This window comes from Cupriavidus sp. GW822-FHT02D05, from assembly GCF_058802485.1.
The window spans coordinates 126,810-141,936 of record NZ_JBXAOE010000012.1; the positions used below are offsets into that span (position 1 = coordinate 126,810).

A 15,127-nucleotide genomic window follows, 5' to 3' on the forward strand; every position below is an offset into this window, starting at 1 on the left:
AGTATGAGCGACAGTGAAGATGTCAAGCTGACATATGAAGGCGGGGTGGCCATTGTCACCCTAAACCGGCCGCGTGCCAAAAATGCGCTGGTGCCTGCCATGGCGGATGCCATGACGCAGATGTTCCGATGGTTTCGTTCGGATCCGCGGGTACGCGCAGTGCTGCTGACGGGCGCAGGAAGCGATTTCTGCTCCGGCGGCGACGTCAAGGGGATGGGGAGCGCAAGCCAGCGGAATCCGGAGGAGCGCCGTGAGGGGCTGAATGCTTACAGGGATCTCGTCCTGGCCATATCGTCTCTCGACAAGCCCGTTATTGCGGCAGTCGACGGCGTCGCGTATGGCGGTGGACTGAGCCTTGCACTCCTGGCGGACATCGTTATCTGCTCATATCGCGCCAGGATGTCGGTTGCCTTTCATCGTGTCGGCCTCGTACCAGACAACGGGGCCTGGTACACGTTGCCGCGCATTGTTGGGCTCCAGCGTGCGAAGGAGCTAGTGTTCTCTGCACGGGAATTCCACGCAGACGAGGCGAAAGAGATGGGGCTGGCCATGGAAGTGGTGGCCCCGGAAAGACTGATGGCGCGCGCACTGGAGCTTGCGCGCAGTTTCGAAGGTGCCTCAGCCACAGCGGTGAGCCTGTCCAAGCAGGCTCTACAGAAGTCGCTGCAATGCGACCTGGAGACCATGCTGAATCTGGAGGCCGCAGGCCAGGCCATCGCCGGTGGCAGTGACTACGCACGTGAATCGGTTCGTCGGTTTGCGGCCAAAGAGCCAGCGCAATTCCGTTGGCCTGCGTTGCCAAAAAGTGAGTACACGCATGATTGACTACGATAAGACCAAAGCCTGGCAGTCGGGCGATGTTCAGCACCACTACACTGAGAAAGATAGCATTCTCTATGCACTCGGCTTGGGGATCGGCGCCGATCCGCTGGACGCGCGACAACTGCAGTTCGTCTACGAGAAGAATCTCGTCACCTTGCCGACGATGGCGGCAGTTCTTGCCTCGCCGGGTTCCTGGATGCGTGACCGCAAAGAGCTCGGAATCGACTTCCTCAAGCTGGTTCATGGTGAGCAGGGCGTGACGTTGCACAAGCCCCTTCCTGCCTCCGGCTCCCTGATCGGACGCAGTCGCGTGGTACGGATCGTGGACAAGGGCGAAGGGAAAGGCGCAGTGCTGCACGTCGAGAAAACTTTGCATGACGCAGCGACTGGCGAGCAGTTTGCGACAACGGAACAAGTGCTCTTCCTGCGCGGCGACGGTGGATTCTCCAAGAACGGAGGCGGGGACGAAGCCGCGCCTGCCTCGCCGTCAACGCCCGAGACTGCGCCCGAAGTTACGGTGGAGCTGCCGACGCGACAGGACGCGGCGGTACTTTATCGCCTGTCTGGTGACCTGAATCCGCTGCACATCGACCCTGCCGTCGCCGCGAAGGCGGGCTTTGCGCGCCCCATCTTGCACGGGCTGGCAACCTACGGCAACGCGTGTCACGGCATCGTCAAGGCCTTCTGTGGGTATGACGCGAGCCTGCTCCAATCCATTCGCGCGCGTCTCACCTCACCGGTGTATCCCGGAGAAACTCTCTTGCTCGATTGTTGGAAAACCTCGAATTCCGAAGTGGCATTCCGTGCGCGGCTGAAGGAGCGAGATGTCATTGTCCTCGCGAATGGCAGGGCCGTGCTGGCGGGTCGCGCATAAGGAACGACTCCCCGTGGCATAGATGGAAGCGAGCGGGGCCGTCACACAAGTTAAACGAAGTCTGATAGGTGAAGCAGTGAAGATACTTGTCGCAGTGAAGCGAGTGGTGGACTCCAACGTCAAGGTCCGCGTGAAGTCGGATGGTTCGGGCGTCGACTTGGCCAACATCAAGATGAGTGCCAATCCCTTTGATGAGATCGCAGTCGAGGAAGCCGTGCGTCTGAAAGAGGCGGGGGTGGCGACGGAAGTGGTCGCGGTTTCTTGCGGAACGTCGCAGTGCCAGGAAACCCTGCGTACCGCGATGGCCATCGGTGCCGACCGCGGCATCCTGGTGGAATCGAATGAAGACCTGCAGCCGCTGGCCGTGGCCAAGCTGCTCAAGGCGCTGATCGACAAGGAACAGCCGAGCCTGGTGATCCTGGGCAAGCAGGCCATCGACGACGACTCGAACCAGACCGGCCAGATGGTGGCCGCACTGGCCGGGCTGCCGCAAGCCACGTTCGCCTCGAAGGTGGTGGTTGCTGACGGCAAGGCGTCGGTCACGCGGGAAGTGGATGGCGGTCTGGAAACCGTGTCGGTCAAGCTGCCGGCCGTGGTGACCACCGACCTGCGCCTGAACGAGCCGCGCTACGTGACGCTGCCGAACATCATGAAGGCCAAGAAGAAGCCGCTGGAAACCGTCAAGCCGGAAGACCTCGGTGTCGACGTGAAGCCGCGCCTGTCCACCGTCAAGGTCGTCGAGCCTGCCAAGCGCAGCGCCGGCGTGATGGTGCCGGACGTTGCCACGCTGGTGCAAAAGCTGAAGTCTGAAGCCAAGGTTATCTGAGCGCGGGGAGATAGAACATGACTGCACTTGTCATTGCTGAACACGACAATCAATCGATCAAGGCCGCCACGCTGAACGCCGTGACGGCAGCCGCCCAGTGCGGCGGCGATGTCCACGTGCTGGTGGCCGGCTCGAACGCCAAGGCCGCTGCCGACGCCGCCGCGAAGATCGCCGGCGTGGCGAAGGTGCTGCTGGCCGATGCGCCGTACTTTGCCGACAGCCTGGCCGAGAACGTCGCCGAGCAGATCCTGGCCATCGCCAGCGACTACTCGCATATCGTCGCGCCGGCCACCGCCTCGGGCAAGAACATCCTGCCGCGCGTGGCTGCCCAGCTCGATGTGGCGCAACTGTCGGACATCACCAAGGTCGATTCGCCCGACACGTTCGAGCGTCCGATCTACGCCGGCAACGCGATCGCCACGGTCAAGTCGGCCGACAAGATCAAGGTGATCACCGTGCGCGGCACGGCGTTCGACCAGGCTGCGGCTGAGGGCGGCTCGGCCAGCGTGGAAACGCTGCCGGCGGTTGCCGACGCGGGCCTGTCGCAATTTGTGTCGCGCGAGCTGACCAAGAGCGACCGTCCGGAGCTGACCGCCGCCAAGATCATCGTCTCGGGTGGCCGCGGCGTGGGGTCGGGCGAGAACTACACCAAGGTGCTGACGCCGCTGGCCGACAAGCTGGGCGCTGCGCTGGGTGCATCGCGCGCGGCAGTCGACGCCGGCTTCGTGCCGAACGACTATCAGGTAGGCCAGACCGGCAAGATCGTCGCGCCGCAGCTGTACATCGCCGTCGGTATCTCGGGCGCGATCCAGCATCTGGCCGGCATGAAGGATTCCAAGGTGATCGTGGCGATCAACAAGGACGCCGAAGCCCCGATCTTCTCGGTGGCGGATTACGGCCTGGTGGGAGACCTGAACACCGTGGTTCCCGAGCTGGTGGGGGCACTCTAACGTGTTTGGTTGACGGCGTCCCGCGCGTTGCCGCAGGGACCTGTCTGCAATTGTTTTCGGGTGGTGACTTCAACCAGCTTTCTCCTGCTGGCTTACAGCGGCGCTGAACGGCGCCGCTTTTCTTTTGCTCGGCGAGCCCTGTTAGGCGTGCGCTTCTATGTCGAGGAAGTTTGGGTTGTCGTCAATCCAGGCCCCTGTCGCTTCGGGATGGATATTCGGACGATGTCTTCGAGTCGCTACGTGTCGACTTGATAGGTGATCCACAAGAAACAAGAGTCGATCGGCATCGCGCGGCGTTAGGCATTTCGGTCAGCAAAGTTGACCAAATCGGTCATCGCCGTCTCCCGCTAAGAACTCTAAGCTATCTCCACGCATTTTCCGGCCTCATCGGGCCAAGGTCGGAAGCGAAATCGGATGGAGACAAAGATGAACGACATTGTAGGTGAGACACCCTTCCTCGAGCTAAGGCTTGCAGCAAGGCGGCAGGAAGCGGAAGGCATTGTGTCCTTTGAGTTGATGCATCCGGATGGAGCGCCACTGCCGGCCTTTGAAGCTGGCGCGCATATCCTGGTAGACGTTGCACCTGGTGTATCGCGCGCGTACTCCCTGTGCAACGATCCAGCCGAGCGACATCGCTATCTCATTGCGGTCCTACGTACGGAAGATTCACGGGGCGGATCCGTCGGCATGCATCAAGCGATCCAGCCCGGCCAACTGGTCAGGGTCAGCTTCCCCCGTAATGAATTCGAATTGCTACCGGGCGAAGGCCGGACACTGCTTATCGCCGGCGGAATCGGGATTACACCGCTACTGGCGATGGCTGAGACGCTGGCAAACGCCAATCGAGAGTTTGAACTCCATTACTGTACACGTGAGGCGGCGAAAACGGCCTTTACGGCCCGGATAAAGACCCGATTTTCGGCGCGTACCCGCTTCTATCACGATCTGCCACCGGAAGCACCGCCATTCGACGCGCGCAAGGTATTGCAGCAGCGGGGCCCCGATGACCAGGTGTACGTCTGCGGTCCGTCGGGATTTATCGACCACATCCTGTCGACGGCGGCAGCGCTCGGATGGGACAAGCGCCAGCTACATCGGGAGTTCTTCGCTCCGCCCACCACACAGCCCGACGCCCTGGCCGATGAGACTGCCTTCGATCTGATTCTGTCCTCATCGGGGAAGAAGGTGCACGTGCCTTGTGGGGTGAGCGCCGCGGCAGCACTGCTGGAGGCGGGCATCTCCCTCTCGATGTCCTGCGAGCAAGGAATTTGCGGCACCTGCGCGACCACGGTTCTCGATGGAGTGCCCGAGCATCGCGACCACTATTTGACCGATGAAGATAAGGCTCGCAACGACTGCTTTATGCCGTGCCGCTCGCGCGCCAGAACCCCAGAGCTGTTGCTGGACCTTTGACCACATTGAGGGGACGAGAATGGAAATGCAGAACATCGACAAGGAACTCGCAAGCCACGAGCTTTATGCCGATCCAGAGCGGATGCATGAGCTGTTTGCTCAGGTGAGACGGGAGGATCCCTTGCACTGGACGGCTGCGCCCAGTCATCCGCCGTTCTGGGCGGTGACAAAACAGTCCGACATTGTCGAAATTGGGAAACATCCCGATGTCTTCATCGCGTCGCCAAAGAGCTTTATCCTCGATGACGTGGAGCTTCGGATCCGCAATGAGGAGACGGCCAACACCAACGGGAAGCTCGTCCGAACGATGATTCATATGGACGAGCCCGACCACAAGAAGTATCGAGGCCTCACGCAGTCCTATTTCATGCCCGCAAGCATCAAGCGACTCGACTCGATCATTCAGGAACGCGCTCGCGCGCTGGTGGACAGACTGCTCCAGAAACAGGGTGCGTGCGAGTTTTGCAGCGAGATTGCGGTCTGGTATCCGCTGCAGATTGTCATGACACTGCTGGCGGTACCTGAGGAGGATCACGCATACCTGCTTCGGCTGACGCAGCAATTCCTGGCACCCAAGGATCCGACGCTTCGGCGCGACGGAGCCGATACAAATGGCAAGAGCGCCGTCGCCAAGGAGTACTTCTCCTACTTCGGAAAGATGCTTGGCGAGCGGCGCGCGGCCCCGCTCAGGGAAGACTTGGGCTCGCTGATCGCGCATGCGACGGTAGATGGCCAGCCGCTGCCCCTAATGGAAGCGGTCTCCTACTACGTCATCCTTGCGACGGCGGGGCATGACACTACGAGTTCGTCCATGGGCAGCGGCCTTTACTACCTCCTGAAACAGCCGGGAGAGATGGAGCGTCTTCGTGCACATCCCGAACTGATGCAGACGGCGGTGGAGGAAATGTTCCGCCACGGTAGCCCTGTCAAGCATTTTGTTCGCACGGCGACACGAGATTTCGAGCTGCGAGGCAAGACGATTCGGGCAGGGGAGGAGGTCGCCTTGTTCTATCACAGTGCGAATTTCGACGAAGAGGTTTTTGACGATCCTCGCTGTTTTCGCATCGATCGCTCCCCCAACAAGCATGTGGGATTCGGATTCGGGATTCACGCCTGCCTGGGCCAAAATCTCGCGAGGGCCAGCATGCGTGCCTTCTTTACCGAACTGCTGACGCGCACGGAGCGTATCGAAGTTGTTGGCGATCCTGAATTCATCGCTAGCAACCAGGTTGGTGGTCTGAAAACACTGAACATCCGTGTTACGCCTGCGCGCGCGATCACGCCCTCACACGGAGAAATTGCTGCATGAGCGCCCAAATGGATACCCTGCACCCCTTCACGCTGACTATCGGCGGCAAGTCCGCCAGTACGGCGCGCTCGATTGATGTAATTGATCCGGCCACTGGCGAGGTGTTTGCAAAAGCGCCGGATTGCGAGCCAGAACTGCTTGATGCCGCAGTTCGGGCGGCGCGCGCAGCCCAGCCCGCATGGGCGGCGTTGCCATGGTCGACGCGCCAGGCGTATTTGACGAGGATTGCAGCAGTCTATGTCACACACCAGGACGAGCTGGCGAGACTGCTAACGCGAGAGCAAGGTAAGCCCCTGGCACGCGCCAAGGCCGAAGTGGCGAACGCCGCTTACTGGTTCTCGGAGCTTGCACGGATGAACCTTCCTGATGTGGTGATCCAAGACAACCCTCAAGCCTACGTCTTGACCCGGCGCGTGCCGATGGGTGTCGTGGGCGCCATGGTGCCCTGGAACTATCCGGTCGTCCTTGCCGCGTGGAAGATTGCGCCGGCGCTGCTGACCGGCAATACGCTTGTCCTCAAACCGTCGCCATTCACGCCCCTGGTGACCCTGCGTCTTGGAGAACTACTGCGCGATGTGCTGCCGCCCGGTGTGTTCAATGTCGTCAGTGGTGGGGACGAACTGGGCCCATGGATGTCGGCACATGCGGGCTTCGACAAGCTCTCCTTCACAGGCTCGACGGCAACGGGCAGGCGCGTCATGGCGAGCGCGGCCGGAAGCCTCAAACGGCTGACTCTGGAACTTGGCGGCAATGACGCCGCGATTGTCATGCCAGACGTCGATATCGAGACCGTGGCGGAAAGGCTGTTCTGGGGAGCTTTCGTCAATAGCGGACAGATCTGCATTGCCGCAAAGCGCGTGTATATCCACGACTCCATCTACGACCGTATGGCAGAGGCATTCGTCCGTCTGGCCGAGAAGACACCGATGGGGCCCGGCGAGCGAGACGGCATTGAGCTCGGGCCAGTACAGAACATCCGGCAATTTGAGCGTCTCGAAGGCTTGCTTCAGGACTGCAAGGACAACCATCTCAGGTTCCTGGCCGGCGGCGACGTTGTGAGCGGGCCTGGGTACTTCATCCCAGTGACGCTGGTGGACAACCCGCCAGATGATGCGCGGATCGTCAAGGAGGAGCCATTTGGTCCAATCCTGCCGCTGCTGAAGTTCAGTAGTGTTGCCGAGGTGGTGGCCCGCGCCAATGCGTCGGAGTACGGCCTGGCAGGCTCGGTATGGTGCCGCGACGAGACGGTGGCCCTCGAGATCGCTAGCCAGTTGCAGACGGGAACGGTCTGGATCAACCAGATACAGGCGGTCACGCCTCACACCCCAATGGCCGGACACAAGCAATCCGGGGCGGGTGTCGAGAATGGGGAGGAAGGACTGGCGGGATATACGTTGCCGCAGACGCTTTCGGTCAAACGTGCGAACTGAAACTCGCTGATGAATACATATTGAGAAGATAGCTATGCAACTTCAGAACAAAGTCATTTTGGTAACTGGCGCCGCAAGTGGCATCGGCCGGCAAACGTCCCTGACCTTGGGTGCAGCGGGCGCCAAAGTGTTTGCCACCGACCTCAACCACGACGGCGCGGAAAAGACCGCGGCGATGATTCGCGCCGCTGGCGGCATCGCGACTGGCCTGCTGCACGACGTCACGGAAGAGGGTGCATGGCGGCGCGTCATTCAGTGCATTGAAGAGACAGAGGACCGGCTTGATGGCTTGGTCAACAGCGCCGGGCTCATGGTGGTGCGCCCGTTCCTTGAGACCGATTTTTCCCTGTACCGTCGGCAGCAGGCGATCAACGTTGACAGTGTCTGGCTTGGCTCCCAAGCGTCCTACTCGCTTCTTTCGAAGACGGCGTCCGAATATGGGAGCGCCTCCATTGTCAACCTTTGCTCGATCCTCGGGCAGAAGGGAGGCGGGATGCACGCGGCGTACTGCACCTCGAAGGGGGCGGTACGCCTGATGAGCAAAGCCTTGGCGATCGAGTTCGGTAAAGCCCGGATCCGCGTCAACTCCGTTCATCCCGGGCTGGTGGAGACCCCGCTCGGTATGGGAGCGATGCAGGACATGATCAGTCATGGAGTTCCGCTGGCGTCTGCAGGTGCCGCGGCAGACATCGTCGCGCAAAAGACGCCACTGGGTCGGTGGGCCCAGCCGACGGATGTGGCTAACCTCATCTCGTTCCTCTGCGCGGAGGAATCGCAGTTCATTAGCGGTACCGAACTGACTGTCGATGGCGGGTACAGCGCCTCCTAGTCCGCGCGGCCCGAGTCTTGACGTCGGTACTGAACCGGTGTCAGGCCGGTGGAGCGTCGGAATGCACGGTGAAATGCACTAGGCTCGGAGAAGCCCAAGCGGATGCCGATTTCGGCTACGGTCAGCCTGGATTGGTCGAGCAGACGAATGGCCGCGTCGCGACGCACCCCATCGATAATCGCCCGGAAGCTTTGTCCTTCCTGGAAGAGCTTTCGGCGCAATCCCTTGTCGGTGAGTCCCATGGTTGCCGCCAACTCTGCCGAAGTCGGTAGCCGTGCTACGTCCCACTGGTAGAGACGCTTCCTTACCTGTATCGCAACGGGCATATCTTCGGAGTACAGCGCCATTCTCCGCGCGGGCCAGTGCAGCAGGAAAGACCGGAGGCCCCGAAGATCGGTGACGACGCGGTCATCGAGATGGCTCGCATCAAACGTGATCCGGCTCTTGTTACCGGGGCATACGGGCGCCTGAAAGAGCGCAGATACTGCAGTGCCGTCCAGAAAGTACTGTCGAAGAGACACCTCGTGGATCGCGATGGGTCTTTGGACCAGCCATGACATCAGGCCGATGGCGCCATACAGCAAGATCAAATGGCCGGTGGAGCGATATGTTCCGGCGGGACTGTTGTCCACAATTTCCAAGCAGGCCACCTCGCCTTTTGTACGCAGACGCGGCGAGAATTCGTCGATGGCGAGCCGGTACAGACTGCAACCCACGCGCAACGCGTCGCCGAGGGATGGGCTGAGAAGCATCTGCCGAGCGACAAGCAAAAACGTCCCAGGGCGCACCGCCCGTGAGCACACGCCCATCATTTCGTCGCGCAATGCACGCTGCAAACGTCGCATGACTCGTGCGAATTGAAGCAGTGAGACGTCTTGAGTCGCATTGCCCTGTAGCGTTGTCGGCAACCCGTATTGACGAAGCAGCGTGTCAATGTCGTGGCCTCTTGCCTGCGCAGGATAGAGAAGGACGAGCAAGTAGAGCAGTGGGATGCCTTCCTGCGTTTCCACGCCCGCTAAGTTTCTGTGCTGTTGCATTATCGGACCTACGTCGCACGCTTTTGAACATCGGCTTGGCATCGGTCCACCCTAGAGCGTTTGACCGACGCCGATTTCGTAGGAAAGATGGATGGCCGGTGGATGTTCCCCCGTCCGCGTCCAGGCGTCTGCCGGTACCAAGGACGTGTCCAATCCCACGGCCGTTCCTTCATTACTCGAAACGCTCGTTACGTTCAGCCTTGTGGACAAGCAGGGGTGGCGGGCTGAAACGTTCGCCGAATCGCTTCGCGAGCTCCGCGGCGCGTTCAGCGCACCGGCGGGTGCCAGTCATGTTCACGAACTGAATGACGCCACCGGTCCAGCGGGGGAAGCCGATGCCGAGGATGGAACCGATGTTGGCGTCGCGCGTTGTCTCGATAACGCCTTCCTCCATAATGCGGATTGCTTCAATGGCCTGGATGTAGAGAATCCGGTCGCGCAGATCCTCCAGCGAGAACTCGACGTCTGCCTTACCAAACTCCTGGGTGAGGCCCGACCAAAGGTGCTTCGGTTTGTTCTTGCGGTATTCGTAGAATCCGCCGCCGCCAGCCCTGCCGGGGCGGTTCAAGCCCTCGGCCATGCGCGAAATGACCGCCCAGCCTGGGTGCGAGGGCATGGTCTTGCCCAAGGCAGCCAAGTCTTGCTCGGTCTGCTTCTTGACGGACAAACTGAGCGCCATCGATGTCTCGTCCATGACGGCTAGGGGGGGCCGACCGGCATTCCGACACTGAGCGCCGCGTTTTCGATGACCGCCGCTGGGACTCCCTCCGACAGCATGGAGGGCCACCGAACCTCTGACGTTCAACGCAATGCTCTCGGATGTCGTTATCCATTTAGGCACAAAACAACTCCTGAAAACGTTTAGGGAAAGGCGCACGCGCCATGCTTCATGTCGAACGCCTGACGACCATCCAGAACACATAGCGGAATAGCTGGCTCTGTCTGCCGACTTCTTGGATCAGAGACTGAATCATGGCATTCGGCCAACGGATCGACAGTTCACTGCCCGCCGCCATTAACAGCACCGACGATTGAAAATCCCCTTCCGAGACTGACTCGTCCACGGCGGAAACCAGTAGGGCGCGACGCTGCGTCTGCGTCAGGGTTGGGGAGGCGCTGATGATTGACCTAGTCAGCGTACGCAGGTCTTTGAGCAGGGAAGACCGTGTTTCTTTGTTCGCTTCCGCGGGCAGGCCCACTTCTGAGGCCAGAAATCGGATCTCGTGCTTGATGGAGGCGTGGTCAAGTTCATTCATGGCGTCGGGGCTTAAGCAAGCTAAGGGTGGCAATACTGAGATGGCGATTGGGGCACCGAGAGGGGTAAGGGGCGAGCCCTGATGTGCCAACGCGGGCGCGCGACGCACCAACTCACCCCCTCATAATAGCAGTGGTTGAACCAATGAGAACATCGATCGGGTTTTCCACTATACCTATGGTTCAACCAATGCTATTTAATCCGTCGAAGCGAACGGACGGCATCAGACAAGTCCAGCGCCTGAAGCTCTTAGCGAGGCATTGCTCGCGAGATGACGAAAGAGAACCGGAGGAGACAAGGTGAAGAAAACGATGCTTGCTCTGACAGCCGTTGGGTTGTCCGGGGCTGCGTGGCATGCCAATGCCAGTGTGACCCTGTATGGCGTCATTGACTCGAATATCGAGTATGTGAACAAGCTTACGAATACCAGTGGTGTATCCGGCAGCGCCTTGCGCAATAGCGGCGGGGGCTTTGCAAGCAATCGCTGGGGCATGCGTGGAACGGAAGATCTCGGCGGCGGCCTCAAGGCGGTGTTTACTGTGGAAGGTGGCTTCTCCACCGATACGGGCACGCAATTTAACGCCGCCAAGCTCTATGACCGGCAGACATTCGTGGGCCTGAGCAGCGCGACCTATGGCACGCTGACGTTCGGTCGGCAGTACAGCACCCTGTTTCGTGGCCTGGCCAACTATTCCCCCACCGCGTACGCGCCGATGTACGAGCCGTTGGGGCTGCTCATCGGGATGAACCTGCGCAACGACAACAGTCTGAACTATCTCATTGAGCGGGGCGCGATTTCGGCGCGTGCGCACTGGACGTTCGGCAACGGGGTCTTTGGGGCGGGCGAGACTCCGGGGCAGTTCCGCGCAAACGCAGGCTACGGCGCGTCCCTGGAGTACTCGCCTGGCAACTTTGGCATGTCGGTCGCGTATGACCAGTTTTATCCCACGCTGACGGCGCTCGGCGACACGGGCATCGGGAACTTCCGTAAGGCCGCGATTGCGGCTGGCTACAACATGGGTCCGATTCGGCTGTCTGGTGGCTATCGCTGGGGGCGCAACGAGTTTTCGAACGGCTCGGTGGCGTTTCGAGACGATTTCCTCTGGTTTGGTATCAACTATCAGGCCGCCCCGAAAGTCAATTTGACGCTGGCCTACTACTACGACAAGCTGCACACCATTCGCGCCCAGTACAACGGCGCAGAAGTCGATCGCAACAGCCCCTATCAGGTTAGCTTCATGGCGAGCTACGACTTCTCGAAACGGACCAATGTCTATCTGACGACCGCATACGCCAAGAACGCTGCCTTGGCATTCGGCGGGATAGCAACCACTGCCACCAGCGGCAGCTACCTGCTCGGTGCGGGCAAGAGCAGCCAGGTGGGGGCGGCCATTGGTATCCGCCACATCTTCTGAATCGCGTTTCGAATTCATGCTTTGGGGCGCCGTGAGGCGCCCTTTTTTTTTGCTCGTCGTAAGCGGATGCTCGTGCCCGCCGCACCTTTAGGCACTGTCGCGGCAGGATGGCGCCTAATGACGAATTAGTCGACGCGGATCGCGCTCGCCTGTTTGATGGCTAGCCATTCCGCATGCGATTTGCGCATGAGCGCGCCGAATTGCTCGGGTGACAGGGGAGGTGCGACTTCGAGACCATTGTCGAGCATCTGGCGTTGGAATTCGGGCGAACTCGAGGCGCTTGTGATGGCCGCATGCAATTGCTCGACAATGGCCTTCGGCGTTCCCGCGGGCGCAAAGCAGCGGTTGTCCCTCGCGTTGCGGGATGTGATCGGACGGATTTTCTTAGCCGGGAGGCCACCCAAGTCGCAGGCATTGCTCCCCTGCGTAAGTGAGCGATATGGGTGGGATGGTGCCTGGCGCGCAGCCCCGTGGGCCTGCGCGCTCGGCGATCACGTTGAGGCAGGCGGGACGCCGCGGAAGGGCGGCGTGCGTTTGGCCAACATGGCATCGATGGCGATCCGAGGCTCGGGCGCGGAAAAAGCGGCGGCCTGGCTTGCAGCCTCCAGACTGAACATCGACTGCTGGTCAACATCCAAGGACGCATTCAGGGCGTCTTTGGTCAAAGCCAGAGCCGCCGGGGCGGCGTGCGTCAGGCTTTCCGCGATATCGCGCACCCGGTCTTCCAGGGCGTCGCTCGGCTGAACTTCCATGACAAGGCCCATTCGCTGCGCTTCGTCTGCGCAAAGCTCCCGGGTCGAGAACATCAACGCCTTCGCGCGTTGCAGACCCACGGCCCGCGGCAACAGGTACAGCGCACCCAAATCTGGTACGAGGCCCAATCGCAAATACGCCATGGAGAATCGGGCGCGCGGGGTGGCAATGACCATGTCTGCCGCCAGCGCCAGCGCAAAGCCTGCGCCGAAGGCTGGACCATCCACTGCAGCGATCACTGGTTTTCCCAGGCTCAACATGTCGTGAATGAAGCGCAGACCTTCCTTGATGCGATGTTGCCAGTATGCCGGACCTGAATCGACATGTTCACGCAACAACTGCAAGTTGCCGCCGGCGCAAAACGAGCCCGGTTCACTGATCAGGACGAGTGCACGAATCTCCGAGTCGCTGCGGGCGCGCTCGAGGACCGAGATCAGTTCGGAACGCAACTCCGCGTCAAATGGGTTGTGCTTTTTGGATCGGGTCAGCCGGATCCATCCGACGCGGTTGATGACTTCGAAGGCGAGAGTTTCCATGAGGGGCTCGCTATACCGGGGTGAACATTGGGATGACGGCATCGTCGCCCTCGGCCGGTTTGAAGCAAACCTTGACGCGTTGGCCGATTGTCAGGGTGTCCAGGTCGCAATCGACGATGTTAGTGAGCATTGTTGGCCCTTCGTCGAGTGTGACGTAGGCAATGGCGTAGGGCGTGGGGCCAGCCTTGCGGGTAACGCTCACGCTGTAGATGGTTCCTTGTCCGGACAGGCCTTCCCACTCGGTGTCACCCTGACAGAAGGGGCACAGCGCGCGGGGGTACCAATGCAGCTTGCTGCAGGACTTGCATCGTTTCGTGCTCAGAACACCTTCCCGAGCAAGGCGCCAGTAGTGCTCGGTACTGGCGTCAGTCAGCGGAGGCGAAAGCGGGCGTTCAACGTAGGGGGTGCTCATTGCTCATTCCCTTTCCAGAATTAATGTTGCGCTGCCATGCCGCGATCCGAGCAGACCGCCCGTACCTTGTGCGAGGGCCAGGCCGCAATTGGCTACCTGGACCTTCGGGTGGGCCTCACCGCGGAGTTGCCGGACAGCTTCGATGACCTTGGTAATGCCGCCACGATTGGCAGGATGGTTGTTGCACAGGCCGCCGCCATCCGTGTTGAACGGGAGCTTGCCTACCCCAGAGATGAGGTTGCCGTCCGCCACAAAGTTGCCACCTTCGCCTTTCTTGCAGAATCCGAGGTCTTCCAGTTGCATTAGGACCGTGATTGTGAAGCTGTCATAGATGGAGGCGTACTGGATGTCTGATGGCCTGACGCCTGCCTCTTCGAACGCGGCGGGTCCGGAGATGGCCGCCCCGGACCAGGTCAAGTCGACATTGCCGCCTAGTTGGCCTTTGATCGTTTCGCCTGCGCCCAGTACGTTGACGATGGGCCGTTGCAGTCGTCGGGCGATCTCCGGTCGTGCCACGACGAGCGCACCACCGCCGTCGCTGACCACGCAGCAATCCAGTTTATGGAGAGGATCGGCGATCAACGGGGATGCGAGAACGTCTTCCACCGTCACCGGTTCTCGCAGCATCGCATGGGGGTTGTGCTGTGCATGGGCTGCTGCGGCCACCTTGATCCAAGCGAGTTGCTCGGAAGTGGTGCCAAATTCGTACATATGCCGTGCGGCTGCCAGGGCATACATGTTGACCGTCACGGGCGCATACGGCATTTCCCACGGCACGTCTGGCGTAGACGCGGTGACGAGTCGCGCGCCAACGCCGACGCCGCTCGCCCCTTCAGTACGAGGGCGCCCGGCGAGCGTAATGAGTGCGACATTGCACTTGCCGGCAGCAATCGCCTGCGCGGCGTGCGATACGTGAATCAGGTAGGCGGAGCCACCTGTATCCGTGGTGTCTACGTAGCGAAGATGCGTCAGGCCCAAGTAGTCGGCCATGCTGTTTGCCCCCAGTCCGGGGGCATCGCCGGCGCAGAAATAGCCGTCCACGTCTTGAAGGGTCAGCCCGGCGTCCTCGAGCGCGCCTTTCGCGCATTCGGCGTGCAACTGGGCGACGGTCTTGTCTGGTGCTTTGCGTGTGGGGTGCTCGTAAGCGCCCACAATGCATGCCTTGCCTTTGATGGTCATGTTTGCTCCGTTTGGATCTGTCTCCACATCGATAATATCATTGGTTCAACCATATGCAATAGAGGGGAGGGGCGAACAATGGCGGGG

Annotated in this window: 16 protein-coding genes; 9 read left to right on the plus strand and 7 right to left on the minus strand. The window is 60.6% G+C overall.

Annotated elements, in window-relative coordinates:
- Window positions 1–3 precede the first annotated feature (3 nt).
- From AC1RQK_RS17725 to AC1RQK_RS17760, 8 genes are all read left to right on the plus strand, one after another.
- The gene (locus AC1RQK_RS17725; protein ID WP_492810175.1) at window positions 4–825 is read left to right on the plus strand and encodes an enoyl-CoA hydratase/isomerase family protein; all 822 of its coding nucleotides are present in this window, start codon (window positions 4–6) and stop codon (window positions 823–825) included.
- Window positions 818–1,696 (plus strand): MaoC/PaaZ C-terminal domain-containing protein, encoded by an 879-nt coding sequence (locus tag AC1RQK_RS17730; protein ID WP_492810177.1) that lies wholly within the window; start codon window positions 818–820, stop codon window positions 1,694–1,696. The genes AC1RQK_RS17725 and AC1RQK_RS17730 overlap by 8 nt, the downstream gene beginning before the upstream one ends.
- Before the next feature lie 76 nt (window positions 1,697–1,772).
- Window positions 1,773–2,522 carry an electron transfer flavoprotein subunit beta/FixA family protein gene (locus AC1RQK_RS17735; RefSeq protein ID WP_492810179.1) on the plus strand — a complete coding sequence of 250 codons (750 nt, stop codon included), beginning with the start codon at window positions 1,773–1,775 and terminating at the stop codon, window positions 2,520–2,522.
- Window positions 2,523–2,539: 17 nt separating this feature from the next.
- The gene (locus tag AC1RQK_RS17740) at window positions 2,540–3,472 is read left to right on the plus strand and encodes an electron transfer flavoprotein subunit alpha/FixB family protein (protein ID WP_492810181.1); all 933 of its coding nucleotides are present in this window, start codon (window positions 2,540–2,542) and stop codon (window positions 3,470–3,472) included.
- Window positions 3,473–3,898: 426 nt separating this feature from the next.
- A complete protein-coding gene (locus tag AC1RQK_RS17745) occupies window positions 3,899–4,885 on the plus strand; it encodes a PDR/VanB family oxidoreductase (RefSeq protein WP_492810183.1) in 987 nt (328 codons plus the stop codon).
- Window positions 4,886–4,910: 25 nt separating this feature from the next.
- Window positions 4,911–6,194: a cytochrome P450 gene (locus AC1RQK_RS17750; protein WP_492810185.1), complete on the plus strand. Its 1,284-nt coding sequence runs from the start codon at window positions 4,911–4,913 to the stop codon at window positions 6,192–6,194.
- Window positions 6,195–6,202: 8 nt separating this feature from the next.
- Window positions 6,203–7,624, plus strand: coding sequence for an aldehyde dehydrogenase family protein (locus tag AC1RQK_RS17755; RefSeq protein WP_492810187.1), 1,422 nt, complete (start codon window positions 6,203–6,205; stop codon window positions 7,622–7,624).
- A gap of 34 nt (window positions 7,625–7,658) precedes the next feature.
- Window positions 7,659–8,453, plus strand: a complete 795-nt coding sequence (locus tag AC1RQK_RS17760) for an SDR family NAD(P)-dependent oxidoreductase (RefSeq protein ID WP_492810189.1) — start codon at window positions 7,659–7,661, stop codon at window positions 8,451–8,453.
- On the opposite strand, the gene AC1RQK_RS17765 is transcribed toward AC1RQK_RS17760, so the two are convergent.
- The 3 genes from AC1RQK_RS17765 to AC1RQK_RS17775 all read right to left on the minus strand — a co-directional run bounded on the left by AC1RQK_RS17765 (window position 8,450) and on the right by AC1RQK_RS17775 (window position 10,746).
- Entirely contained in the window at window positions 8,450–9,463 is a 1,014-nt protein-coding gene (locus AC1RQK_RS17765; protein WP_492810191.1) for an AraC family transcriptional regulator, read from the minus strand. The two genes, AC1RQK_RS17760 and AC1RQK_RS17765, sit on opposite strands and share 4 nt — an antisense overlap.
- Window positions 9,464–9,662: 199 nt before the next feature.
- Complete coding sequence (locus tag AC1RQK_RS17770; protein WP_492810193.1) at window positions 9,663–10,169, minus strand: hypothetical protein; 507 nt, start codon at window positions 10,167–10,169, stop codon at window positions 9,663–9,665.
- A gap of 208 nt (window positions 10,170–10,377) precedes the next feature.
- Window positions 10,378–10,746, minus strand: a complete 369-nt coding sequence (locus AC1RQK_RS17775) for a hypothetical protein (protein ID WP_492810195.1) — start codon at window positions 10,744–10,746, stop codon at window positions 10,378–10,380.
- A gap of 298 nt (window positions 10,747–11,044) precedes the next feature.
- Here AC1RQK_RS17775 and AC1RQK_RS17780 point away from each other — a divergent pair, with 298 nt between their 5' ends.
- Window positions 11,045–12,160, plus strand: a complete 1,116-nt coding sequence (locus AC1RQK_RS17780; RefSeq protein ID WP_492810197.1) for a porin — start codon at window positions 11,045–11,047, stop codon at window positions 12,158–12,160.
- Between the two features lie 125 nt (window positions 12,161–12,285).
- Here the strand turns inward: AC1RQK_RS17780 and AC1RQK_RS17785 are convergent, their stop codons facing one another.
- The 4 genes from AC1RQK_RS17785 to AC1RQK_RS17800 form a co-directional block, all read right to left on the minus strand.
- Entirely contained in the window at window positions 12,286–12,564 is a 279-nt protein-coding gene (locus AC1RQK_RS17785) for a tripartite tricarboxylate transporter substrate-binding protein (protein WP_492810199.1), read from the minus strand.
- 87 nt (window positions 12,565–12,651) lie between these two features.
- Window positions 12,652–13,449: an enoyl-CoA hydratase/isomerase family protein gene (locus AC1RQK_RS17790; protein ID WP_492810201.1), complete on the minus strand. Its 798-nt coding sequence runs from the start codon at window positions 13,447–13,449 to the stop codon at window positions 12,652–12,654.
- A gap of 10 nt (window positions 13,450–13,459) precedes the next feature.
- Window positions 13,460–13,861 carry a Zn-ribbon domain-containing OB-fold protein gene (locus AC1RQK_RS17795; RefSeq protein WP_492810203.1) on the minus strand — a complete coding sequence of 134 codons (402 nt, stop codon included), beginning with the start codon at window positions 13,859–13,861 and terminating at the stop codon, window positions 13,460–13,462.
- A 3-nt stretch (window positions 13,862–13,864) separates the two neighbouring features.
- Window positions 13,865–15,040 (minus strand): thiolase family protein, encoded by a 1,176-nt coding sequence (locus tag AC1RQK_RS17800; RefSeq protein ID WP_492810205.1) that lies wholly within the window; start codon window positions 15,038–15,040, stop codon window positions 13,865–13,867.
- Between the last annotated feature and the right edge of the window lie 87 nt (window positions 15,041–15,127).